This window comes from Rubritalea squalenifaciens DSM 18772, assembly GCF_900141815.1.
GTDB lineage: Bacteria > Verrucomicrobiota > Verrucomicrobiia > Verrucomicrobiales > Akkermansiaceae > Rubritalea > Rubritalea squalenifaciens.
Genome location: NZ_FQYR01000008.1, coordinates 1 through 18,279 on the forward strand (window position 1 = coordinate 1; position 18,279 = coordinate 18,279).

General features: G+C 53.4%; 12 protein-coding genes and 3 tRNA genes. 3 read left to right on the forward strand and 12 right to left on the reverse strand.

Features of this window, described 5'->3' with window-relative positions:
- The 4 genes from BUB27_RS17295 to BUB27_RS17310 form a co-directional block, all read right to left on the reverse strand.
- A partial coding sequence (locus BUB27_RS17295; protein ID WP_143185148.1) for a hypothetical protein occupies window positions 1-1,055 on the reverse strand: 1,055 nt, incomplete at its 3' end.
- A 35-nt stretch (window positions 1,056-1,090) separates the two neighbouring features.
- Window positions 1,091-2,095 (reverse strand): HEAT repeat domain-containing protein, encoded by a 1,005-nt coding sequence (locus tag BUB27_RS17300; protein WP_143185149.1) that lies wholly within the window; start codon window positions 2,093-2,095, stop codon window positions 1,091-1,093.
- Window positions 2,096-2,137: 42 nt separating this feature from the next.
- Window positions 2,138-6,079 carry a galactose-binding domain-containing protein gene (locus BUB27_RS17305; RefSeq protein WP_143185150.1) on the reverse strand — a complete coding sequence of 1,314 codons (3,942 nt, stop codon included), beginning with the start codon at window positions 6,077-6,079 and terminating at the stop codon, window positions 2,138-2,140.
- A 659-nt stretch (window positions 6,080-6,738) separates the two neighbouring features.
- Window positions 6,739-6,824 (reverse strand) — tRNA-Tyr (locus BUB27_RS17310).
- Window positions 6,825-7,000: 176 nt separating this feature from the next.
- Between BUB27_RS17310 and queG the strand changes: the two genes are divergently transcribed.
- Complete coding sequence (gene queG / locus BUB27_RS17315) at window positions 7,001-8,041, forward strand: tRNA epoxyqueuosine(34) reductase QueG (protein ID WP_143185151.1); 1,041 nt, start codon at window positions 7,001-7,003, stop codon at window positions 8,039-8,041.
- 32 nt (window positions 8,042-8,073) lie between these two features.
- Here queG and BUB27_RS17320 read toward each other — a convergent pair whose 3' ends face one another.
- The 6 genes from BUB27_RS17320 to BUB27_RS17345 form a co-directional block, all read right to left on the reverse strand.
- Window positions 8,074-8,994: a ThuA domain-containing protein gene (locus tag BUB27_RS17320; protein WP_143185152.1), complete on the reverse strand. Its 921-nt coding sequence runs from the start codon at window positions 8,992-8,994 to the stop codon at window positions 8,074-8,076.
- A gap of 130 nt (window positions 8,995-9,124) precedes the next feature.
- Window positions 9,125-10,291 (reverse strand): pyridoxal phosphate-dependent aminotransferase, encoded by a 1,167-nt coding sequence (locus BUB27_RS17325; protein WP_143185153.1) that lies wholly within the window; start codon window positions 10,289-10,291, stop codon window positions 9,125-9,127.
- Between the two features lie 186 nt (window positions 10,292-10,477).
- A complete protein-coding gene (locus BUB27_RS17330) occupies window positions 10,478-11,317 on the reverse strand; it encodes a 50S ribosomal protein L11 methyltransferase (protein WP_143185154.1) in 840 nt (279 codons plus the stop codon).
- Window positions 11,318-11,432: 115 nt separating this feature from the next.
- The gene (locus BUB27_RS17335; RefSeq protein WP_143185155.1) at window positions 11,433-14,159 is read right to left on the reverse strand and encodes a sulfatase-like hydrolase/transferase; all 2,727 of its coding nucleotides are present in this window, start codon (window positions 14,157-14,159) and stop codon (window positions 11,433-11,435) included.
- 207 nt (window positions 14,160-14,366) lie between these two features.
- Window positions 14,367-14,441, reverse strand: a tRNA-Gly gene (locus BUB27_RS17340).
- A 45-nt stretch (window positions 14,442-14,486) separates the two neighbouring features.
- Window positions 14,487-14,561: transfer RNA gene (locus tag BUB27_RS17345), tRNA-Gly, on the reverse strand.
- A 171-nt stretch (window positions 14,562-14,732) separates the two neighbouring features.
- On the opposite strand from BUB27_RS17345, the gene BUB27_RS19200 reads away from it, so the two are divergent.
- On the forward strand, window positions 14,733-14,864 hold the full coding sequence (locus tag BUB27_RS19200; RefSeq protein WP_268793988.1) for a hypothetical protein: 132 nt from the start codon (window positions 14,733-14,735) through the stop codon (window positions 14,862-14,864).
- A gap of 121 nt (window positions 14,865-14,985) precedes the next feature.
- On the opposite strand, the gene BUB27_RS17350 is transcribed toward BUB27_RS19200, so the two are convergent.
- The gene (locus BUB27_RS17350; protein WP_143185156.1) at window positions 14,986-17,115 is read right to left on the reverse strand and encodes a polyribonucleotide nucleotidyltransferase; all 2,130 of its coding nucleotides are present in this window, start codon (window positions 17,113-17,115) and stop codon (window positions 14,986-14,988) included.
- 234 nt (window positions 17,116-17,349) lie between these two features.
- Window positions 17,350-17,607 carry a 30S ribosomal protein S15 gene (rpsO, locus tag BUB27_RS17355; protein ID WP_143185157.1) on the reverse strand — a complete coding sequence of 86 codons (258 nt, stop codon included), beginning with the start codon at window positions 17,605-17,607 and terminating at the stop codon, window positions 17,350-17,352.
- An 83-nt stretch (window positions 17,608-17,690) separates the two neighbouring features.
- Here rpsO and ndk point away from each other — a divergent pair, with 83 nt between their 5' ends.
- Window positions 17,691-18,221: a nucleoside-diphosphate kinase gene (ndk, locus tag BUB27_RS17360; protein WP_234991783.1), complete on the forward strand. Its 531-nt coding sequence runs from the start codon at window positions 17,691-17,693 to the stop codon at window positions 18,219-18,221.
- Window positions 18,222-18,279 lie beyond the last annotated feature (58 nt).

An 18,279-nucleotide genomic window follows, 5' to 3' on the forward strand; every position in this document is an offset into this window, starting at 1 on the left:
GTGGTCGTCAGCGCAGCACCTCCTGTACCAGGGTCCACCACGACTGAAACCAGTCTCTTGGCTCCCGGATCTCCGCCCGCCGTATTGGTGCTCTCCGAGAAATCCTGATAGACTTCGCTGGTATGATTTATCAGGTCGAGAGTACCGGCTCCGTAGGTACCATCTGCATTGAGGTCAGCGCGGTACTGCTTTCTCTCGATGGTATAGTCCCACTTGCGTGCCCCCCTGTTGGAGAACGTGAGTTCCTCACGGGCTACTAGTGTCCCTCCCGTTCCCTCACCCTCATAAGTGTAGGTGGTCATCGTGTCATTGACAGTGTCTTGCACGAATTTCTGGGTCTTGGTGCTCACTCCACTAGCTCCAAAGTCCTCCTTGGTGACGATCTGCAGCTGATAGTCGGCCAGCTTGGTGAAAGTGATGTCCTGTAGAGGGTCTTCAGTAGGTACCGTGTAGAGGGTCTCACCCGATGGCTTGACTAAGCTAATGTCCATGCGGTTCCAGACCCTGACCCTGAAGCCATCCGTATTCTTGTCGACATGAGTGAAAGCATTGTCTGTAAGAACCTGATTGATAAAGCCGTTCAGCTCGATCCGCTCATCATGGCCTGAACTGGCAATTTTCAGGACGGCCGGATCAAAGACATCGCCTGACAAGTCAGCCACATCCAATTCCAACTTATGGGAAATACGTCCGATGGCATCATCGTGAAAAAGGCTGTCAAAGGTCTGCTCGAAAGTACGCTTCGTCCCGCCGGAGTGCCCCTCGACGGCGGGCTGCCTGGAAAGAACCTGGATGTCCACGTCCTTATCCTGCCTGGAGACACCGATCCCGACATTCCAGTGAAGACTGTTAGTACCGGAGCCAGAAGGATTAGTCGGCACATTCTCCCCGCCTTCACAGCAAGGACCGCACTTGGGCCCGGATGGGTCAGTGTAGGGAGGGTTGACCTGAGTAGCCCCCAGCTGATGGCTACTGACTGAAAACAGGGAAATTCCCAAGGCAAGCGCTGCCAGAGGGCTAGTTACACAATATCGTGGAACAGATGGTAGATTCATAGAATTAAAAGTAGGTTGTGAGATTGGTAGATTAATTAGTTTTGAAATTTCTTGAGTGCAGACTGGGCTGCGTAACGAAAGCGGTCGTTGCTGTTAGCGATGCTTTCCAAATAGCTTTTATCCTCCTCGGAGCGGTAGACACCCAGCGCTGCAATCGATGTCAGTCGCATGGAAGGATCTATCTCGGCATCTCTGGCCATCTCCCGGATGAGAGGCAGGTGGGCCTGGCTGTCCCGCAAAGCCACCGCCTGCACGATGGAGGTACGCATACCCAGATCTGCCTTGGTTTCCCCCTTCATCATGGAGCTAAGAAGCGGGTCTAGCCTCTGCCAGACAGGAGCGCTGATCTCCTCTGGCAACTGCCTGGATGCCTGGGTCAGCGACATGATCGCTGTTCCCGGGATAGAAGTTCCAGACAGGGACGGGTCGGTGATGGTGTCTGCGATGGCTTGCATGGCTTGTCCCATTTTCACGGCTTCAGAACTCTCAGGGCTCAGGCCAGAGCCTTGGTTCCTGATCCACAAGGCCAGATGCTGGACTGCGTAGTCCCGGGCGACCTCATGAGCCCCCTTGCTCTTGACTAGCTGGATGAGCTCCGCCTCAAACCTGTCAGCACCGACACCTTTGGCGTCCATCTGTTGCATGATCTCATTGAGCACTACCCACCAGACTTTATTGTCGCCGCCGGGGTTATGGCGAAATAGGCCGAAGAGATAATCCACATCACCGGACTCCAGCCCCGTATCAATACGACGAGCCAGATCAAGCCGCAGACGCTCGGACACCGTAGGATCTGTGAGAGCCCTGATAGCCGAAGAGAGATCTTCCTGCATAGCAAGCTCACTCCCGTTCATCTGTTCAATCCCTTCATCCAGGGGTAAGGCTGCTGTACGCGAATTTGAAGGTAGCTCCAGGTCTTGGGTCTGTTGCACGGCTAGCTCCCCCCCCTTGTCTGACATTCCTCGCATCGCCCAGCCTACGAAACCAGCGAAGGCTGTGACCGCGCAAAGCAAGGTGACTAAAAATACTTTTCTGCTCATCAGTTCAGAAATCTGTACTTCAATTACTTTGTGTACTCAGGACTATCGCTTGTTGAGCAACTTGCCGTCGGCATCGTAGACACTCACATTGTGGCAATAGCCTCCGTTCTGACCCTCTGGGAGCAGGAACTGCAGGTAGACCAGACCATCAACCAAGTCCTCATAGTAGAAGGTCATTTCCTTGGTTCCGTCCGGGAACATGACGCCGTTACGGAAGATGGTCACGACCACCTTTCCACCTGGAGGCAGATCCTGAACCACCATTGGGGTGGTCAGCAGATAATAGCCCGGATAATTCTGGGTGGCGTAAGTCTGGTCCAGCCCGTTCTGCAAAGCGTCTGTCACAGTGACCGAGGTCACATCCCCGATGTCGACGATCGGGCCGCCGGCGTAGAGTCTGGCTACGAGGCCGTAGTGGCCGCCATTGGCCGGATCGAGGCGCATGCGGTAGTTGTCTGTGTCGATGTCTTCGATGGAGACGAGGTTGAGGCCCTTGCCGGTCTCGAAGAAGAGGTTGCGGTCGGCCTGGGCATCGGTCAGGTCGAGGTAGCTGACGGAGTTCTGCACGATGGTCGTGTCGTCAGGGAGCTGGGCTCCGACGACGGTGACGCTGAGAGTCCCTGTAGCGCCAGTGACGTGGCTGGCGTCCACGGTGTAGACACCCGGGGTATTGAACTGGTGCAGAAGGACGTCCTTGCTGTTTCCAAGCGTGGTGCTCTGGCCTTCCACGGTGAGGGTGGAGACGACGCCGTTGCCGGTGCTCTGGCGGTTGTTCGGGTGCTCGGTATTAGCACCTGGTCCTCCGCCGACCCAGCAACCCAGTCTCAGGGTGTCGCCCTGGCGGATAACGAGTGATTCGTTGTCCAGCACGTTGGTGGCCCACCAGTAGATGTCTCCCTGTACCTGCTGGCCGTTGGCAAAGGCCGCGGTGTAGCTGGTGTCTTCACCATTGGTGAGAGGCAGGTTTGCGTACCAGTGCTCGGAGTCGGTGCTCGGAAGTACGGCGTTCCCATTGAGGAAGAGGCCGTCGATGATGCGGGCCCCACCCTCGATGAAGGCCGGGGAAGTGCGGGAAGAAGTACCATGAGGCGTGACGTAGTCCACGGCGGCAAGCTGGTTCTCCACCCAGTCCGGGATGTTGTCCCCGTCATAGTCCGCACCGGAAGGCTGGCGCACGGTGATGGAATCAATCTGCACGGTGCGGCGGCCTAACAAGTTATCAATTTCCAGAGTCAGGTTGTGAGTGCCTGCACTGATGTTAGGCGTGAGCACACGCATGATGCCGTTGTGGCTGGCGCCGTAGGTGATGGCGTAGCGGCCTACCGGGGTACCGTCGATGGAGGCATTCACGTGTACGGTCTCATTGGCGTAGACGGTACCGCGCAGGCGGGTGTCCACCTGGATGATCCAGGAGCCGGTGGTCGGGATGTTCACGTTCCAGCTGATTTCGCCACGGAAGGTGTCTGAGATCAGACCGCCGTCCACGTAGTTCCAGCCGTACTCGGAGTCTGTGAAGGTGGTGACGTCCACGGTGCCGGCGATGGTTTCCACTGGAGCATCCGACTGAAGCGGATCCGTGCCGTGGCTGTTGACTTCCTGGCCGTCGGAGATGCCGTCGCCGTCGGTATCCGCATTACACGGGTCAGTGCCGGCAAGGTATTCGGCGCGGTTGTTCAGGCCGTCGTTGTCAAAGTCTCCGTTCTCACCTTCGCGGGCGCGATCGAGCAGGCCATTGTCCGTAGCGCTGAGACCCTTGGCGGTTTCCCAGGCATCCGGCAGGGAATCGTCATCCTCGTCGGCAGCGATGTGGTGGTAGCTGTAGAGGTATTCGGCGGGGATTTCCTCACGCTCCTGACCGGGGCGTGCCCAGGCGAGGTCTGCGTGCGGATAGTGGCCGTGGCCGTGCTGCTGCAGTACCTCGATGAAGTACTTCTGGCCGGCGACCAGCTGCACCTCCTCTGACATCTGGCAGACGAAACGGTCCCACTTGTTAGAATCATTGATATGCATGCCGTGGCCGGTGCCGAGCTCTGGGCCCATTTCCGCGATCACGCGCTTACTGTACTTGTCTTCGCCCGTGGAGATGGAGAGCTGGACGCCATTGGTGCCGCTCACCCAGAAACGGTAGGAGCCGGTCTCCGGGGCGATGATGTAGCCGCGCATGCGCTGGGCCATGTTCCAGCGGACATGCTCGCCCGTGGTGCTGGCATTGGTAAACTCGATGTGGTCCGCCTGCTCGTAAACGTGGTCAGACTCCTGGGCGGCCTCGTGGATGGAGTAGTAAGGAACGCCGTACCACTGCTCGAGGGTGAGGGTGCCTTGTACGCTGTTAGGAATGAATGCCTCGATCCCGCGCTTGGCTTCCTCCGCGTTGCTCATGTAGTCGCGGTCGCTGTCGGCATCATAGGCGTAAATGCCATCCTGCCAGGTGGAGGTATCGAAGCCATTGAGAGTTTCCCAGGTATCATCCAGATCGTCGTCATCCAGGTCGTTAGGCTCAATGTCGTAGCTTTCCAGCGCACTGGCGTCTACCAGCTCGCGAGGTTTGACCTCGAGGCGGTCGTCCGCCCCGAAGACCTGGACTTCTGCCAGGCAGATGAAATTGGTGCCGTAGGCATCTGCGGCGATCTTCTGGACGCGGATCTTCTGGGCCCTGACTGCGTGGCTGAGCACAATGTCCTCAGTGGCTCCTGTCCAGGTGCCATTGGTGTGGTAGTCCTGGGCGTGGACGACGGAGCCGTCCGCTGCGATGAAGCTGACACGGTAGTTCGCCAGGCGCTTCTGCCAGGTGCTGCGGTTCCAGAGCAGGACGCGCTCGACGGTCTTTTCCTGACCGAGGTCGATCTGCCACCAGGAACCTTCGATGTTCCGGGTGTGTGAAATCTTGTCCCCGTTGGCGGTGACACCGCCGGTGTTTGTATCGAGGGCATTGTCAGCGTCTCCTCCCGGGTAGGTACTGGACTGGGAAACGGTCACGCCGGACTGCTGGGCCAGGTCGATGACCGGCTGGGGTGAGAGCTGGCCGAAGACCTGTGCTTCCGCGAGCGCGAGGATCTTTTCACCGGACGCGGTCACGCCGAGCAGCTCGACTTTCACGGTCTGGGCATTGATGGCGCTGCAGAGGCACCACTCAAGTTTTTCACCAACGTGGGTGCCGTCGGTGTGGAAATCCTTGGAGATCATCACGGTGCCATCGTCATCGAGCAGGCTGACGCGGAAGTTGGAAAGGCGGTTTCTCCAGGAGCTGCGGTTCCAGAGCACGACTTGGTCGATGGAGCGCATGGTGCCGAGATCTACCTGCCACCAGGAGCCGTCCTGGTTCTTGGTGTGGGAAATCGGGTCGCCTTCAGCAGTGACACCGCTGGTATTGCCGTCGATGGCATTGGATGCGGCTCCACCCGGGTAGGTGGTAGACTGGGTGGCCACAACGCCAGCCTCGAGCGCGAGATTCACTCCCGGCTGCACCTCACGGTAGGACCAGGCCAGGGAAAGGTGGTCGCCTCCGTTCGCTTCCTTGTGGCGGAGTTCGATGTAGTATTTCTGACCGGCAGTCAGGCGGACGGCTTCGGACTTCTGGGTCGCGTACTTGTCCCACTGGTTCTTTGAGGTCCAGCCACCGTGCCAAGCTACTTTCTTGGCATCAAATTTACTCGGTGTCTCAGACATCCAGAGTTCGACCGCATCATCACCGGATTCCCAGAAGGTGTAGTCACCAGTCACCGGGGCGATGATGTAGCCGCGCAGGCGTGAGCCGTAGTTGTTCGCCACGTTGCTAGGCGCCTCGGCGCCGGAGATGGTGGACACACTGTCCGCACCACCGTGGAACTGAGGAAGAACCGTTAGATTCTCTACTTTCCCACCTTCGACATTGTTCCAGATTTCACGGGTGAGCTTGCCGGGTTCTCCAGCGAAAACTGAGCCACCTAAGCAGGTTAAGGCCGCACCAAAGGATGCAGATTGAATCAATCGACGGTTTTTGATCATGATGTAAGTAGAATCTTATTACTAAAAGAAAACGCGGCACCTGTTAGCACTAACAGACACCTGTGTATTGCTAATACCAACAAGTCAAAAACCCCATCCTTAGTCAAACACTGATTTTATAATCACACCAGCATCCCCATAAAAAACCTCGTCAACCTACTAAAAGTAAACACCTTGAAAATACACAAAAACAAGTTTTTTAATACTCACATTTATAACCATCTTTACACGAGCTTACTGAACCCACCGATGGTCAGTAGAAAGCTCACCAGGAGAAATCTTCAGTAGCAAGGGAACACCTCCTCCACTGTAGTTTCCAAAGATGGAAACCATAGTACGAATTTGTAGCCAATCCAGAAAACAACATCGACCAATCACTAGCCTCAGCAAAGCCACTGTATCAGCTACTACGATCCACTGCACCGTGATAGCGAGCACCGCAGACAGACGATGTGCTCCACCTCAACACTAACACTTAAGGATGCCAAACTACCTGAAAGCCGATCTGAAAAAATATTTTGGTCATCAACATACGGCTCAGAGTGGATCAGAAAGCTCCTATTCGGATCCGTGAAAAGTGGCAAGCAACTGGCAAGCAGATCTAGTACGGACAACAAAAAAGGACTTACGATTCACTCGTAAGTCCTTTATCTGAAAGGTGGTGGGCAGGACTGGATTCGAACCAGTGTACACTTTCGTGAGCAGATTTACAGTCTGCCGCCTTTAACCACTCGGCCACCTACCCTTTTTCCTTTCTGTCTTGCCTTTGGTTGCTTGCTTTTGGCTAGCACCCTCGGGCGCGGCGTTTCTATGGAGACTTGCGCTTCCTTGCAAGGCAAAAATAGATCAAAATTACATTTTTATAAAATGACTTCCTTTGAACGCTGGCATTCTCTCCAGTAAGCCCTATCGTGCCCTGCAGTGCAGCCAAACGCAGACATTCTCAAATCCAATATCCAGCATATCGCCAAGCAATTGGGCTTCAGCGACTGCAGGATAGCTGCGGCCAAAACAGCTACCCATGCTGACGACTATTTGCAATGGGTAGAGGACGGTTGCGCCGGCGATATGGCCTGGCTGGAAAGAAATCAGCACCGTCGGGTGGATCCACGCGAAGTCCTGCCCGGAGCCAAGTCGATCGTGACCCTGGCGCTCAACTATTACCCCGGTGACCAGCCCGCAGAACACGATTTTAAGATCGCGCGATATTCTTGGAATGAAGATTATCATGATATCATTGATGAAAAGCTCCGTGATCTGAACCTTGCCATGGAGGAAATGGGTGGCCAGCAGCGCTACTACGTAGATACAGGTCCGGTTCTGGAACGTGATTTCGCCACGGATGCAGGCTTGGGCTGGAATGGCAAGTCCACCGTCCAAATCCACCGCAAGTTTGGTACCTGGTTCTTCCTCTGTGAACTGATTACCACACTAGATCTGACGCCTGACAGCCCGTTTGGCGACCATTGCGGCAAATGCACCCGCTGTATAGACAACTGCCCCACAGGAGCCATCACTGGCCCACACAGGGTCGATGCGCGCAAATGCATCTCCTACCTCACGATCGAGCACCTCGGCAGTATCCCCCAGGATCTACGCCCATTGATGGGCAACCGCATCTATGGGTGCGATGTCTGTCTCGAGGTCTGCCCGTGGAACCGTTTTGCCCAAATCAGCCGACACACCCAGCTACATGCAAAACAGGAGATCTTCCAACATAGCCTGAGAGATCTGGTGCAAATTGATGAGGACGATTTCCGTAGGATTTTCGCCAAGTCCCCCATCAAACGCATCAAGCACCCGCGCTTTATCCGCAATGTCTGTATCGCACTGGGCAATACAGGCACAGAGGCTGACATTGACCTCCTGCGGCCACTCGCTCAGGGAGATAATGAACTAGTGAGCGAACATGCCACCTGGGCTATTGAGCAAATAAAAAAGCGCACCCAAGCAAAAGCCTAAGCGCGCCTTATCAAATTCAACCAGCTCGGTGATTATTCTACTTCAAGATCACCGCAAGCCCATTGGATACCTGCAAGGTAGATTCCCAGCACTTTCGGGTGCCAGTAGATGTAGTCATTGTGCCCAAGTGAGCAGTAAAAGACTCTGCCCTCACCATATGGCTTGGTCCAGCTCACTCCAAAATCATTGTCGGTGCGCTTGATCCCTTTCACTTTCATATCAGACTTCTCGGTATCGAGACGCAGAAGCATGTTCACTTTGCTTGAATCATACGGATCTTTGAGCTGATAGATCTCCTCTTTAAAGTTCAAAGACTCACCATTCAGGTTCGCCACGATAGGGTGCTTCTCCTTACCCTTTTCAACCTTGATTGAAACACTGGTATTGCTTCTCCATGGGTGCCCATCAAAGTAGCCACCCAGCATGTCACCATACTCGGACCATTTGTAGAACGTATCGGATGCGGCATGGATCCCTACAAAGCCTCCGCCATTCTTCACATACTGGAGAAGGTTCTTTTTGAGGCGCGCATCGCGCTCTTCAGCTTTCTTCTTCTCCTCATCGCTCATCTTGTTCCACTGCCCTTTAGGAGGCAGGAACACTTCCATAGTTGTGTTCAGGAAGCAGATCGCATCAAACTGCTTGATTTTGTCTTCTTCAAAGTTGGCCAGATCATCACTGACAACCGCTTCATAGGCGCCTGTTTTCTCGCCCATCATTTGCAGGGCCATCTTCCCTGTACCAATGGAGCCGTGACGAAATCCGCGAGTTACGGAGAAAACTAGAAGCTTGCGCTTCTTCTTGGCTTCAGCCGGGGCCTTTTCAGGCAATGCCGCAGCCACCTTCTCTTGCTTACTGACTTCTTTCTCGTCTTTCTTTTGGGCTACAGCCATCAAGCCAACACCGCACAAACCAAGCAGTGCCATGGCCAAGGGAATACTTCTGAGCTTCATAGTAACAATCTAACGTACTTGAGAGGCCATTACTATCGCCAAAAACGAATTATGTTCCTGCAAATACGTCAGCACAAAAAAAACGGCACCTGATCTCAGGTGCCGTTTGATAAGAAATTTGTGAATCAGCTTAGTGAGACTTACAGAATTCCTCAAATCGGGTAAGACCTTCATTGAGAACATCCAGAGTCGTGCAGTAGCTGAGTCGGATGCAGTTGTCGTTTCCGAAGGCAATGCCAGGAACGGCGGCCACGCGATAGCGGTTTAGAAGCTTGTCACAGAGGTTGACGGAAGTCATGCCCAGCTGCTCACAGTTGACGAGGAAGTAGAATGCGCCCTCAGGCTCTACTACGCTGACATTTGGAATGGCAGCGAGTCTGGCGTACATGAACTGGCGACGAACGTCGTACTCAGCTCTGAGGTCTTCGATGAAGGTGCTTTCTTCCTTGAGAGCAGCCAAAGCACCGTACTGAGAAAATGTACAAGCATTGGAAGTGGTGTGCCCCTGAAGATTGGCAATCGCCTCAGCGATCTCCTTGGGAGCCGCAGTGTAACCAACACGCCATCCAGTCATGGAGTATGCCTTGGAGAAGCCACCGATGGTGATGGTCAGGTCGTATAGTTCCTTGCTGAGGGAAGCGATGCTGACGTGCTTGGCTTCACCATAGATCAGCTTTTCGTAAATTTCGTCGGAAAGAATGATGATGTCCTCCATGAGAGCGACTTCACCAATCGCGCGAAGCTCTTCTTCTGTGTAAACTGCGCCTGTAGGGTTACCCGGGGTGTTCAGAATGATCATCTTCGTACGGCCAGTCATGTTAGCCTCGAATTCCTCAGGAGTGATCTTCCAACCATTTTCTTCCTTGGTTTCTACGATCACTGGCTCACCACCAACCAAGCGCACCATTTCCGGATAAGATACCCAGTATGGAGCAGGAATGATCACTTCGTCACCTTCTTCAATGATGGCCATAATGGCATTCATGCAGGAATGCTTGGCACCGCTGTTGACCGAAATCTGACGAGGATCGTAATCGATGCCGTTCTCATCCTTCAGTTTTTCAGCAATGGCCTCACGAAGCTCAGGAATACCTGCAGCAGGTGTGTACTTGGTTTTACCTTCCTGAATGGCCTTGATGCAGGCTTCCTTGATGAATTCAGGTGTATCCATTTCTGGCTCGCCGCCTGCGAGTCCGTAGACTTCCTCACCCCTTGCCTTCATTGCCTTAGCTTGATTCGTGATGCTAAGGGTCAGGGAAGGAGAGACTTTTTCGATACGTGATGATATGCTTTCCATACTAGCTGCTGTTAAAAATATAAACGTTCCGCCAGGAGGCGAAGCAACAGTTAGATGGAAAACGTCAACTCCCCCTCCGGAGTTGATGCATTAATGACCTCATCCTACCCAGCTTGCAAGTGAAATGGGCAGCATTGCAAAATTATCATGCCAGCTTCATGAAAACTGACCAATCGCGGCCATGGACTAGCGTTTTTTGGCGCGAGCTCCGACCCACTTCCCTTTGGTCACGACTTGACTAAACTCGAGGCCATTCTGCTCAGCGACAGCTTTGGTAGCTTCCCATTGATCCTTGAGAATACCAGATATCACCAGATCTCCGCCAGAAAGCATGGCCTTCACAATCGTCGGAAACGCTTCTTGCAGGATAGAGGAGAATAAGTTTGCAGCTACGACTTCCCATTGCCTCTCTGGAGTCCACTTGAGAACGTCCTTCTCCAATACTTTGATGCCTTTGATCTCGTTCAATTTCAAATTCTGCTTAGAGACCCTGACGGCCTGAGGATCAAAATCGTGGGCTTCCGCAGCCTTGGCTCCCATCATTTTGGCAGCAATCGCCAGCACGGAGGTCCCACAACCGAGGTCCAGCATCTCCCACTCAGTCCCTTTGCGTTCGCGAGCAATATCGACGAGAAAGCGCAGGCAGGTAGATGTTGTCGCGTGATCACCAGTACCGAAGGCCATCTCCGCAGGCATCTTGATCAAATGTCTCTTCGGATATTCCTCTTGGAGCTGAGAGATTACCTCCTCATCGCGGCTTCCACTGATAATGATAGCATCACGGATTTTCAAAGGAGGCTTGGCCACCTCATTGATTGCCGCCCAATTCTCCATCTTCAATTGACGAACGGAACCGCCAAATTGCTTTTGGATAACCAGAGCTTCCTCCTTACTCTCACAGTAGATCTGAACACGGATACTCTTTCCCCCCTTGATCTCATCGATCACGCTATTCGGGTTGCCATAGAAACGCTCTTCCCATGCATCGAGCCATTTAACGGAGGATAATTTGGACCAGTGCCACATATCTTTGGCTTTTAGACCCAGCGCAATCAGGAAACAAGCCGAATAACGTCGGCACCTGCGCAATTATAGAGAAAAATGGCCCAGACCTCACTCCACTCAGATAACACCATGGCCATCAAGGACTCAGTACCACCCTGTAGAATCTTTGCGGATCTCTGGATTGAGGCAGGATATAGCTGGTCGAGGAACCTGCCGCAGCTGCCGGGACAGTCGCGATGGGCGTCTCCGGCCAGGTAGTGAGTGAGTCACTACTGTAGATCGCATAAGTAGCACCCGGCTTGGATGGCCAAGTGACGGACCAGCCCTGTAGAGAATCCCCGGAGAGGGTGCCTAAAAAGTCGCTAGCTCCACTCAGCGGGTCAGTTCCCGTCCTCAACTCATCCCCATCATTGGTGCTATCTCCATCCGTATTCTCATTGTCAGGATTCGTCTCCCCAGCATCTATCAGACCATCTAAATCTGGATCCTCATTCGTATCAGCCAGACCATCTTCATCCACATCCACAGACGGGTCGTTTGGGATTGAGATCACATTTCCATTCGGAGCACTGGTACTGATTGTCGGCTTCAGCGCCCCAGCACTCCCCCAGGTTGCGTCCAACTTTTGAGCCAAAGCACGCGCCAGTTTCATGGTGGTTTCCGGCTCGCTGCTCGCCAAGTCAGTCGTTTCGCTTGGGTCATTGGCCAAGTTGTATAGCTCGTGGCTGTTCGTCTGATAGTTGTAGATGAGCTTCATGTCTCCCTGACGAATCCAGGAGAAATAATCACTGCGGTGTTTGTGAGGGTAGTGCACGACAATCTCCTGTGGCCGATGAGACCCTGCTGCACCACTCAAATAGGAACTCAGATCATGACCGTCCTCGCCAAACTCCAGGCTCGTATCTACCCCGGCGACACCAAGTAGAGTCGTGGGAATATCCCAAGTGGTAACGATGTCCGTCTCAACACTATTTGCAGGTATAGGCAAAGCCTGCTGAAAGGTATTGGAACTATCAGGTCGCGCCCAAGTTACGATCATCGGAATACGGCTCCCGCCCTCCCACTTGGATCCCTTCTTACCACGCATCGGCCAGTCCGAGAATGAACCGCTTGGCAGCCCATTGACTGTGGTCGCGGGAGAATCACTTCCATTGTCTCCTACCAGAATAATGAAAGTGTCTTCCGCTACTCCCAGATCGATCAGCTTTTGCCTGATAGCTCCCACAGCAATGTCCATCCCCTCGACCTGGGTGGCAAAACTCGCGTGTGTGCCATTAACAGCTGAACTGTAGTCACCAGATGCATCCGGATTGGTCGTAAACGGTGCGTGTACGGCATAAAAACTCATGTGTAAAAAGAAGGGACGACCTTCATTGACGGCGTTCTCCACAGCCTTGTTCGCCTCCATAGAAAGTGCACGTGTGAGGTAAAAAGATCCATCGTAGCCCTCAAGACCGGGAAGTCCGCCATAGCCAGCGGTACCGATGTAGTTTGACGGTGGGTGCCCCCAGCGGCCACCGGCGATGTTTACGTCAAAACCAATATCTTGCTGAATATCCACCGATGTCTGAGCAAAGTGCCCCTTGCCCACATGGATGGTACGGTAGCCAGCACCACCGAGCAACTCCGGCAAAGTCACATCTGAGGCTCCAATACCACCGGTTCGCCAGTTCGCCGGAGATCCACTACCTCCTCCCCCAACCCAATCACTCACTCCGTGGCGGGCGCTGTTACGCCCAGTCATGATACCACAGCGCGTCGGGCTGCAGACGGTCTGCGCATAGGCAGAGGTGAACCTCATACCCTGGGAAGCTAGTACTTCCATATTGGGGGTCTGGTAGAACTCGTTAAAATTGTATGCAACCGGATTCCCCCCGGAATCTAGGTTAAACGGCACAGAGGTGTCATGCGGGCCAAAGTCATCGACCACAAACAGCACGATATTCGGGCGAGCTGGTCCGCTGAGAATCTCCAGAGTTTGCTGCACAGTTCCTAGATCGTTTGTAGCACTGAGCGTGAAGGTAGTCGTTTCAGAGATGACAACACTGGTTGAACCGTCACCATTGCTGGTAACAGAGGTCACATCTCCCGGCCCCGGAGTGATGGACAGACTGGTGGCATCACTTGTCTCCCAGAGCAGATTGATCGTGGAACCTGCGGTAGCGTAACTCTTGTCCGCAGTGAAGGAATGGATCACTGGCAGCGATGGCAGATCATTCTGCCCGGTCAGGGTGATCCCGTCAAAACTCGCATAGGCGCCTCCGCTGGAAAGATTGTTCATCGTAATCTCCAGTGTGTATTCCCCGGCCTCGATCGTTGTGCCAGTAAGATCAAAGCTAATGGAGTGAAGGGTCCTGTCTCCATAGGATTCCGTGACTGAACCTGTAACAGGAGAACTCAGAGAGCCTCCACTGAGCGTATATCTTAGGTCTGATGCATACACCTGTGCTGCGCCTGAACTACTGGTGTGGCCAGCCTTCACCACGAGACTCGTCAGATCCCAATAGCTGCCAGAATCCACGGTGAAATTGACGCTGAATCCCCGCTTGGATGCTGCTGGTGAAATATTCAGGTTATGATTGATCACCACCATATCCTCATCAGCTACATTGGAGCCACTGCGGGCTACGGCAAAGCCACCACCTGGACTGATCGCAGTCAGTCCAGAAACACTGGAGATCCTCGGATCCTTCACCCAATCCGTGATGTTTACTGATGCGCTACCTGTCGAGTTATCCAGATCCCCCGTGAGAACGGCGGCTCCGGTATTCGCATCAAAATTCGAACTAATAAGCGTATCAGCTACAGCTGGCATGACCGCGCATAGCAAGGTAACAATGAAAGTATATATGGAGTTCTTCATATCTCAGTGAAGCAGATTGAAGGGCGATACAAGATGCCGCTATTTCCTGCTACCTACTCAGAACACCTGCCTCAAAAGTGTGACGATCTAACTGTGTCCGCAGAGCACACCGCGCCACGCATAGACAAAAAAAGGGGCTCTTCATCAAAGATTGGTGTAGACCCAAAAAAACAGGCTTAGGAATGATCCTAAGCCTTGAAAATTTAATGGAGCGGGTGATGAGATTCGAACTCACGACATCGACCTTGGCAAGGTCGCGCTCTACCACTGAGCTACACCCGCGTTCCTGATTATGTTTTTTGCCTTGGCGCTTCCCTTTGCAGGGAGTGGAGCGGGTGATGAGATTCGAACTCACGACATCGACCTTGGCAAGGTCGCGCTCTACCACTGAGCTACACCCGCTTGTTGCGCTGCGGCGGAGCGCTTTCTACACGACAGGCTGCTCCGCACAAGTATTTTTTGCTAAAAAATCACTCTTTTTTTGGATCCCCTAGCAGTCATATTTGCAACTTATTCATAAATCCGAACAAACGCGCTGGACGGCAGCCGCCCTCGTGACCTAACCTTCGCCCTATGAAGTCCTGTCTCTTCATTGTCATCATCCTTCTCGTGCTAGTTTGCTTCCTTGGAACTGGTGGTCTCATCTATGTGACGAGCATCAATACCAAGGCAGAAACTCCAGGCACCGAGAAAACCGCACAATAGTCCAGAATATAAACCGGACCAGATATTTCATCTCTGGCTCATCCCCACCCCTAAAATGAAAACGCCTCCCCGCACGAAGCAGAGAGGCGTTATTTTTTGATCAGATACGAGCTAGCTAAGCTTAAGCTTCTGCTGGCTCTTCCTGCTTGGCTTCACGAGAAGCAGCACGGAGAGACATCTTCACGCGGCCTTTGTCATCGATACCGATGCACTTGGCGGTGACTTCGTCGCCAACGCTGACAACGTCTTCAGTCTTCTCTACGCGGCCTTCAGCAAGCTCAGAGATGTGGATGAGTCCATCCTTACCAGGAAGCACTTCCATGAAGGCGCCGAACTTGGTGCAGGAAACGATCTTGCCTGTGTAAGTCTTACCGACTTCCACTTCAGCAAACATCATTTCGATCATCTCCTTCGCGCGGTTGAGGCTCTCAGCCTTGGAAGCATAGATATTTACAGTACCGTCGTCATCGATGTTCAGTTCAGCACCAGACTCAGCCTGGATACCTTTGATGTTCTTACCACCAGGGCCGATGAGCATACCGATCTTATCTGGATCGATTTTGACGGTCTCGATACGAGGAGCGTGCTCAGAGATAGACTGGGTCTCGCTGATGACAGAAAGCATCTTATCGAGAACTAGACCACGACCATCGCGTGCCTGATGAATAGCCTCTTCAAGGATGGAGAGAGGAAGGCCTGGAAGCTTGAGGTCGAGCTGGTAACCAGTCACACCCTCTGGAGTACCACAGAGTTTGAAGTCCATGTCACCGTAGAAGTCTTCGGAACCGATGATGTCCAGAAGCGTGTTGTAGCGCTTGAGGTTACCATCGTCATCGAAATCTGTTACCAGACCTACGGAGATACCGGAAACTGGGCGCTTCAGTGGAACACCTGCCCCCATGAGAGACATGGTACCCGCACAAACTGTCGCCATGGAAGAGGAGCCATTGGACTCGAGAACCTCGGAAGTGGTACGAATGGCGTATGGGAACTCAGACTCGGATGGGATCACTGGCTCGATGGAGCGCTCAGCGAGTGCACCGTGACCGATCTCACGACGGTTCAGGCCACCCATGCGACCGCACTCACCCACTGAGAATGGTGGGAAGTGGTAATGAAGGATGAAGTGCTTGCTGTCTTCACCACCGGCATAGTTATCGAAGTACTGACGCTCTTCTGCTGGAGCGAGAGTCGTTACCGCGAGGGCCTGAGTCTCACCACGGGCGAACAAAGCGGAACCGTGAACGCGTGGAAGAAGACCTTCTTCAGCGAAGAGTGGGCGGAGATCGCCAGGTGTACGGCCGTCAGCACGCTTACCTTGATCGAGAATGGAGATACGGAACGCCTTCTTCTGAAGGAATTCGAATGCCTGCTCGATTTCGAAGTCTGTTACTTCTGGGTTACGCTCCTTGATAGCAGCTTCTACTTCGTCACGAAGTGCGCCTACCTTCTTACCGCGCTCAACCTTGGAAGCGGCATAGATAGCATCTTCGATACGGTCACCTGCGATTTCGTAGGCGATGTCGAGAAGGTCCTGCTTGGCGTTGCAAACTTCGAATTCACGAGTTGGCTTACCTGCGAGCTTCACGAGCTCTTCCTGAGCAGCGATGAGCTTCTGCACGTTCTCCTGGGCGAAGTGAAGCGCCTTGATGAACTCCTCTTCTGGAATCTCATCAGCAGCACCTTCAATCATGATCACGTCGGTCTTATTACCCACGTAGACGAGGTCGAGATCGCTCTCTTCACGCTCTTCAAACGTCGGGTTCACCACGAACTGACCGTCGATACGGCCAACGCGCACGGCACCGATAGGGCCTGCGAATGGGATGTCGGAAATAGCCAGTGCTGCAGAAGCACCGTTCATGCTGAGGATATCAGCATCGTTCACACCGTCAGCACTCAGAAGGAGAGCGATGATCTGGGTGTCGTAGAGGTATCCCTTAGGGAAAAGTGGACGCAGAGGACGGTCAGTCATGCGGCAAGTGAGGATCTCCTTCTCGGTAGGACGACCTTCACGCTTGAAGTAGCCACCAGGGAAAACACCTGCGGCTGCAGCCTTTTCTTTGTATTCAACGGAAAGAGGGAACCAAGTCTGCCCCTCTCTAATCTTGGTCTGGGACACTGCTGTCACCAGGATAACGGTTTCACCGCATTGCACGGTCACGGCACCGTCTGCCAGTTTTGCCATCTTACCTGTTTCGAAGGTAATGGTATTCGAGCCGACCTGGCTCGTTACTTTTTGTATATTCATCTTATTTCTTTTCGTTCTTTCGTCTGCCTCCGCGGTCTTCATCCACCCATTCATCCATGAAGGGGCAGGCTGTCGCGGATTTTCTTCTTTTAACCGACAACACCAGAGAAGCATACATCCGCGTCTCTGGTGGTAACTTGTCAGTCAGGAAATGCAGTCAATGACAGTGGATCATGCATCCCCCTAAAAGTGGAAAAGCCACGGAATCCCGTGGCCAATCCTTTAAAACTTAACTTAGCGGCGAAGACCAAGGCCTTTAATAACCTTCTGGTAACGCTCTTCGTTGTTAGCTTTGAGGTAATCAAGCAGCTTACGGCGGCGTGCTACGAGACGAAGGAGACCGCGGCGGCTGGAAACGTCCTTCTTGTGAGTGCCAAGGTGATCGGTAAGATCAACGATGCGCTGGGTAAGAAGGGCAACTTGATAGTCGGCACTACCGGTATCACCTTCGTGAAGCTGGTAGTCTGCTGGATTGATTTCTTTTTTGCTCATTTTGAATGTATGTGTTCAGGACCAGCCTTCATGGCCAGACCTCCCTGCTTCGGGACGCGGAAGAGAATCACAACCAGAGCAAAATGCAAGGGATTTCTCTCCTGACACAGGCATTCCCCGCTCATCCTGACGATTTTGCTTTGCATTCACACTTGTCACTGAGCGTCATCTTCGGTAATGCCCACCGCATGGCAACAGAAACCACACTTATACTTTTCAAGCCTGACTGCGTTCAAAAGAACCTCTCCGGCTCCGTCCTTGATCGCTTCCAAAAAGAAGGCCTCACCATCCGTGGCATCAAAATGATGACCCTCAGCGACGAACTCCTCGCTGAGCATTACGCTCACGTAGCAGACAAGCCGTTCTTCCCAGAGATCGTTGCCTTCATGCAGAAGACTCCAGTGATCGCACTCGCTCTCGAAGGTGAAAACGCCATCGGCCGCGTTCGCGACCTCCTCGGCCCAACCAACTCCAAGGAAGCTCCTGCCGGCACTATCCGCGGCGACCTCGGCGAAGACATGATGACCAACGTCTGCCACGCCTCCGACGGCCCAGAAACTGCTGCTGCTGAACTCAAGCGCTTCTTCAACGAAGGCGAGATTTTCAGCTACTAAGTTAGCACAATCTTCTTAACATTAAGCCATGCGCCAGCTGAATATTCACTGGCGCATT

Coding starts and splice junctions, on each gene's coding strand:
- BUB27_RS17305 (WP_143185150.1), bottom strand. CDS start 6,079: ATGATCAAAAACCGTCGATTGATTCAATCTGCATCCTTTGGTGCGGCC.
- BUB27_RS17300 (WP_143185149.1), bottom strand. CDS start 2,095: ATGAGCAGAAAAGTATTTTTAGTCACCTTGCTTTGCGCGGTCACAGCC.
- BUB27_RS17330 (WP_143185154.1), bottom strand. CDS start 11,317: ATGTGGCACTGGTCCAAATTATCCTCCGTTAAATGGCTCGATGCATGG.
- BUB27_RS17350 (WP_143185156.1), bottom strand. CDS start 17,115: ATGAATATACAAAAAGTAACGAGCCAGGTCGGCTCGAATACCATTACC.
- BUB27_RS17325 (WP_143185153.1), bottom strand. CDS start 10,291: ATGGAAAGCATATCATCACGTATCGAAAAAGTCTCTCCTTCCCTGACC.
- rpsO (WP_143185157.1), bottom strand. CDS start 17,607: ATGAGCAAAAAAGAAATCAATCCAGCAGACTACCAGCTTCACGAAGGT.
- BUB27_RS17320 (WP_143185152.1), bottom strand. CDS start 8,994: ATGAAGCTCAGAAGTATTCCCTTGGCCATGGCACTGCTTGGTTTGTGC.
- BUB27_RS19200 (WP_268793988.1), top strand. CDS start 14,733: ATGAAGTCCTGTCTCTTCATTGTCATCATCCTTCTCGTGCTAGTTTGC.
- BUB27_RS17335 (WP_143185155.1), bottom strand. CDS start 14,159: ATGAAGAACTCCATATATACTTTCATTGTTACCTTGCTATGCGCGGTC.
- ndk (WP_234991783.1), top strand. CDS start 17,691: ATGCAAGGGATTTCTCTCCTGACACAGGCATTCCCCGCTCATCCTGAC.